A 4,998-nucleotide genomic window follows, 5' to 3' on the forward strand; every position below is an offset into this window, starting at 1 on the left:
ATGTGACCCCGAAGGGAAGGTTGGCGTTTTGTTTGAACCCTTGCAGCAGGTCCTGCCCTTTTTCCATACTGCTGCGCGCCAGCGTTTCCAGGATCGCCTGCAGGTGTCCCGGGTCTCTTTTAACGGACCTTGCGGGAGCTGTTTTTCCCGTCAGGACGGCATCTGTCGCGAACCCCATAGCTATACCCTGCTTGTCGAACGAGACGGCCAGCGACGCGACCGCTTCGAGACTGCGCTCAAATTCATAAGAGGCCCCGGACCTGGCAAACCCTTCCACTCCTACGATAAAAAGCACCTTCTCCTGTTCCGTTGGTTCAAAGACCTTTTCCTGAAGGACATGACGGCGCGCGCTTGCCTTCCAGTGGATGAACCTTGCGGGACGTCCGTGCTGGTAATCATGGGTGCCGAGTATATACACGGGATCGCGTACAGGGCTTTCATCTCCGGGGATGCCGAAAAAATCCCGCCTGGTGATGGAAAAAGGCTTGAGAGGGACGAGCCTTGGATAGACGACGATCTCGAGGGTGTCTTCGATCTTCCGCTCTTTCGGGAAAAAACCGAAAAGGTCGCCGCACGTGAGGTGGATCGGGCCTACACGAAAAACCCCCCGGTGCGGGGCCGTCAACTCCCATTGAAAGCGGCCGCTGCCGTGCCAGAGCAGGCTGGCCTCCCCCATGAGGGCTGTGGCCGCATCGTCGAACGTGCGGCGGCGCAGACCGTTGAGAGGAATATCCAGTTGGCACCACAGGGGAAGTGAGGTGTTGTTCTTTACCGTAAGCCCAAGGTCAAGCCCGCCTTCAGGAAAGACCTTGTTCGTATTGATCGCCGCGCGGCATTCGATGCCGCTGCGGCCTATTGTTGCCCACAGTTTGGCGGCGCCTGCCACGGTGAGGATGAGCAGCAACAGTACTGAAAGGTCCCTCTGCTTGTATAAAAGGGCGGTGATGAGAAGCAGCGTTCCCAGAAAAAGCGTCGGGAAGGTAATGAAGATGCTGGATACTCGGCGGCTTATCGCTTCCATGGTAAATGTTTATTCAGTCGCAGCGGGCACAGGCATGGTTTCTATGATCTCCCTCACCACATGTTCCTGTGTTTTCCCCTGGAGCCTGATCTCTTCGTGGAGGATCAGGCGGTGTGAGAGCACGGAAAACGCGAGGTATTTGATATCATCGGGGAGTACGTATTCGCGCTGTCTGAGTATTGCCATTGCCTGCCCGGCACGCATGAGTCCGAGAGAGCCCCTGGGGCTGGCGCCAAGATGACAGGAAGGGTTGTCGCGGGTAGCCCTCACTATGTCGGTGATATACTTCCTGACAGGGTCGGAGACATGCACGCCCCTGCGGACCTCCTGCAGCCGGGAAACCTCTTCCGGGGCTGCCACGGCATTCAGTTCCAACAGAGGGTCATTCTCCTGGAAACGTTTCAGGATGGCCACCTCTTCATCCTGTCCGGGGTAGCCCAGGTGAACGCGCAGGAGAAAGCGGTCGAGCTGCGCTTCCGGCAAGGGAAAGGTACCTTCGAGGTCGATGGGGTTCTGGGTAGCCATTACGAAAAAGGGATGAGGCAGAGGGTATGTCCTGCCATCTACCGTGACCTGCCTCTCTTCCATGCTCTCAAGGAGGCTTGACTGCGTCCGTGGGATGGTGCGGTTGATCTCGTCGGCGAGGAGTACGTGTGTCATGACGGGCCCGGACTGAAACACGAACTCACCCCTTTGCTGATCATAAACATTGAATCCCGTAATATCGGAAGGCAGGAGGTCCGGCGTGAACTGGACCCTTTTAAAAGATGCCCCGATGCTCTTCGCGAGTGATTTTGCAATGAGCGTCTTTCCGACGCCGGGAATGTCTTCGAGCAATACGTGGCCGTCGGCAAGCAGGGCCACCATAAGCAGTTCGATCGAATCTTCTTTGCCGATGATGACGCGGGAGATGTTCCCGATGATCTTTTTGCATAAATCGTAATGCATGGTTTGCTCTCCGGAATTAATTTGATAAACAAATGAAAACCATCACGAGCATAGCACAGATGCCGCCAATTGTAAAAAATTATAGACTATACTTAAACAAATTTTCCGACAGGAGAATTGCAATAGCCATCGTTTTCACTGGACACCCATACAACCAAGATGAACCATACAAAACTATTATTTCAGCCTGTTCCCTGTTTCTGGGAGGAGGTGGAGTAGAACAAAACTCAGAAAACTCCAAGTACAATTCTATTGACAAGAATAGCCGGCGGGCATAGGCTATCGCCACGGGGGAACCGAATTGCCATGGATGAAAAAAAGATAGTAGAAAATATAAAGAAAGTACGACTAAATCGTCAGATGTCATTGGGACAGTTGGCCAAGCGAAGCGGACTGACAAAAGGTTATTTGTCAAAAATAGAAAACTCACACAAGGCACCCCCTTTCTCTACGCTGGTAAAGATTGCCAAAGCCCTTGACATTGACATAGCTCTCCTTATACCCGGGGATACGAAACCAAAGGCTCCCGGAAATATGAAAATGTGTATCGTACGAGCAAAAGAAAGAAAAGGCATTAATCCAAAGATAAACGGACGCGACTTTTATTATGAATCCCTGGCCTATAAAAAACATGGTAAAAGCATGGAGCCATTTATTGTCATGCCGTCATTCGACAAAAAGATGCGCCACTTTACCCATGATGGTGAAGAATTTATGCATATCTTTGAGGGGCTTTTTGAACTTGTATACGGTGGTAAGACGTATATACTCGAAAAGGGCGACAGCATTTATTTCGACCCCTCTGTCCCACACTACGGCAGAAGTATAGGCAAGAAAAGGGCAAAGGTTTTAGTAGTTTTATATTCGCCGAAGCAATCATAGTCCGGTTCCAATCCATTAACATTTTAGCAGAAAATTTACCTTGACAATATGTTTTCATAAAGGATACAGTTTCCAAAATGGAAACGGGCATATCGGGAGTAGATGCTGCAATAGGGAAAAAGCCCGAAATGAAGGCAGGCAAAAAGCAACAAAAATAAAAGATGGGAGGTTCAAAATGAAATACAGACCTATTTCTTTGTGGAGTATGTTCGCTGGTGCCGTCTTGATATTGGCATTCATCATATTCGGGCTAACGGTAGCTGCTTCAACTTCTTATGCTGCTTCTGAAAAACCAATAGTGCTTAAACTATCCAGTTTCCTCCCGGAAACAGGCACGGAAGGAATGCTGGGAAAATGGTGGGGCACAGAGCTTGAAAAACGTAGTAACGGCAGGGTTAAAGTCCAGTATTTCTTTGCAGAGGCATTGGTGAAAACCATGGATAGTCTTCCTGCGGTCTCAAGCGGCATAGCGGATGTGCAGTTTTTTGCTCCCGGATATTTTCCCACGCAGATGGCGCTAAGTGGTGTTGCGGACCTTCTCTTCCAGACACAGTCCAACTGGGTTTCAGCCAGAGCATACAACGAGATGGCCGACACATTTCCACCCTTTCAAAAAATGATGAAAGACAATAACATCAAATTAATGAGCATCTGGCCCGCCAGTGAAGTAGTAATGATCTCCAGAAAACCAATAAAGACACTTGATGACTTGAAGGGGAAGAAGATCAGGGCTCTGGGTTTGATGAATAAAGCAATGAAGATGCTTGGAGCAACACCTGTGGCAATGCCACTACCAGAGGTATATGAAGCCCTTGAGCGTGGGACAATCGATGCAGTTACGGGCCTTCCCTATCACCTGGTTGCAGCCTTTAAAATGCAGGAGGCAGCAAAAAATCTTATAAATCCTGGTTTGGGCTGTTATGCCTCGGGAGGCTATTTTATGAACTTGAATACATGGAATAAGCTTCCTGATGATATCAAGAAGATTGCCCTTCAACTGAACCAGGAGTTTCCTGATGTGGCTATAAAAATGCAGGCTGATTTACATAAAAAAACTACCGATACCCTGCTGAAAGCAAAGTGTAACATCTATTCATTGCCGGCTAATGAGGTTGCAAAGTGGAAGGCCATTCTAATACCATCAATTTATGATGATTGGATGAAGGATATGGCTTCAAAGGGCTTACCGGGAAAGGAAACTCTTCAGAAATATCAGGAACTTGTTAAAAAATATACACCCAAGGATAAATATGTAAGTCCTTTTCTCAAATAACAATTATCCTGTGAGGCGTTCTTGAGAAAATTTATTTATTACCTGGGTGTTTTCAGCGGGATAGTGCTCCTCGGGATACTTGCTCTTATGAGTGCAGAGGTGTTCTTCCGTTACCTGTTTAACAAGCCTATCCTTGGAACCGTGGAAATTAGTTCCTATCTGCTAGTTATCTTTTGTTTTACAGGTATTGCCTTTGTGCAGTCCCAAAAGGGGCATATTCACATTGAACTGGTGACACAGAAACTCCCGGACAGTCTCCAGCGTATCCTGAGGATCATCACCCTCATACTTTCATTGGCTACCTTTATCGTCATTACCTGGCAAATGGCGATAGCCTTCTGGAAATCCTGGGAGATGCAGGAGGTGAGGTGGGGTGCGTTACCTTTACCTGTGTGGCCGGTTAAGTTTATGATTGCCTTTGGTTCTTTCACTCTTTGTCTCCAGCTTGTCTTGAATATTGTTGACGAAATCAAAAATAAAATTACGCTGCCGGGAAGGAGTAACTGATGGATCCCCTCTATATTGCTGTCATCGGAATGATTGCGCTGATTATTTTACTGGCAGCGGGGATCCCTATCGCTTTTGGTATGGCCCTGGTGGGTATAGTTGGTTTGTTGATAACCACAGGCCCTGACATAACCTGGGCATCGCTGCAACTTCTGCCCCTCAGTTCCATTGCCTCTTATTCTCTTGTACTCATCCCGCTTTTCGTGCTCATGGGAAGTTTGGCAGGGGTAGCCGGGATTACAAAAGACCTCTATGATACCGGGTACAAATGGTTTGGCCGTTTACCAGGTGGGCTTGCCATTTCCACTGTATTTGCCTGTGCGGGTTTTGCAGCCTGCACGGGTTCGAGTGTGGGGATGGTGGCAGC

The 4,998-nt window shown here is 48.7% G+C and carries 6 protein-coding genes; 4 read left to right on the plus strand and 2 right to left on the minus strand.

The annotated features are described in order from the left end of the window. Positions 1 to 1,021 (minus strand): DUF58 domain-containing protein (locus PHU49_14475; protein ID MDD5245211.1); only part of this gene is annotated, 1,021 nt, incomplete at its 3' end. 9 nt (positions 1,022 to 1,030) lie between these two features. Beyond that, positions 1,031 to 1,969 carry a MoxR family ATPase gene (locus tag PHU49_14480; protein ID MDD5245212.1) on the minus strand — a complete coding sequence of 313 codons (939 nt, stop codon included), beginning with the start codon at positions 1,967 to 1,969 and terminating at the stop codon, positions 1,031 to 1,033. 306 nt (positions 1,970 to 2,275) lie between these two features. Here PHU49_14480 and PHU49_14485 point away from each other — a divergent pair, with 306 nt between their 5' ends. From PHU49_14485 to PHU49_14500, 4 genes are all read left to right on the plus strand, one after another. Continuing rightward, positions 2,276 to 2,851: an XRE family transcriptional regulator gene (locus tag PHU49_14485; GenBank protein MDD5245213.1), complete on the plus strand. Its 576-nt coding sequence runs from the start codon at positions 2,276 to 2,278 to the stop codon at positions 2,849 to 2,851. A gap of 175 nt (positions 2,852 to 3,026) precedes the next feature. Further along, a complete protein-coding gene (locus tag PHU49_14490; GenBank protein MDD5245214.1) occupies positions 3,027 to 4,124 on the plus strand; it encodes a C4-dicarboxylate TRAP transporter substrate-binding protein in 1,098 nt (365 codons plus the stop codon). Positions 4,125 to 4,145: 21 nt separating this feature from the next. Further along, complete coding sequence (locus PHU49_14495; protein ID MDD5245215.1) at positions 4,146 to 4,631, plus strand: TRAP transporter small permease; 486 nt, start codon at positions 4,146 to 4,148, stop codon at positions 4,629 to 4,631. Continuing rightward, positions 4,631 to 4,998, plus strand: a 368-nt coding sequence (locus tag PHU49_14500; protein ID MDD5245216.1) for a TRAP transporter large permease subunit, incomplete at its 3' end; no start/stop codon positions are given. The genes PHU49_14495 and PHU49_14500, both read left to right, overlap by 1 nt.

It is taken from the genome of Syntrophorhabdaceae bacterium (assembly GCA_028713955.1).
In the GTDB taxonomy this organism is placed as follows: Bacteria; Desulfobacterota; Syntrophorhabdia; order Syntrophorhabdales; family Syntrophorhabdaceae; genus UBA5609.

Bases quoted from the DNA above. Each gene is read 5' to 3' on its own strand.
- PHU49_14490 (MDD5245214.1), top strand. From the start codon at position 3,027: ATGAAATACAGACCTATTTCTTTGTGGAGTATGTTCGCTGGTGCCGTC.
- PHU49_14485 (MDD5245213.1), top strand. From the start codon at position 2,276: ATGGATGAAAAAAAGATAGTAGAAAATATAAAGAAAGTACGACTAAAT.
- PHU49_14480 (MDD5245212.1), bottom strand. From the start codon at position 1,969: ATGCATTACGATTTATGCAAAAAGATCATCGGGAACATCTCCCGCGTC.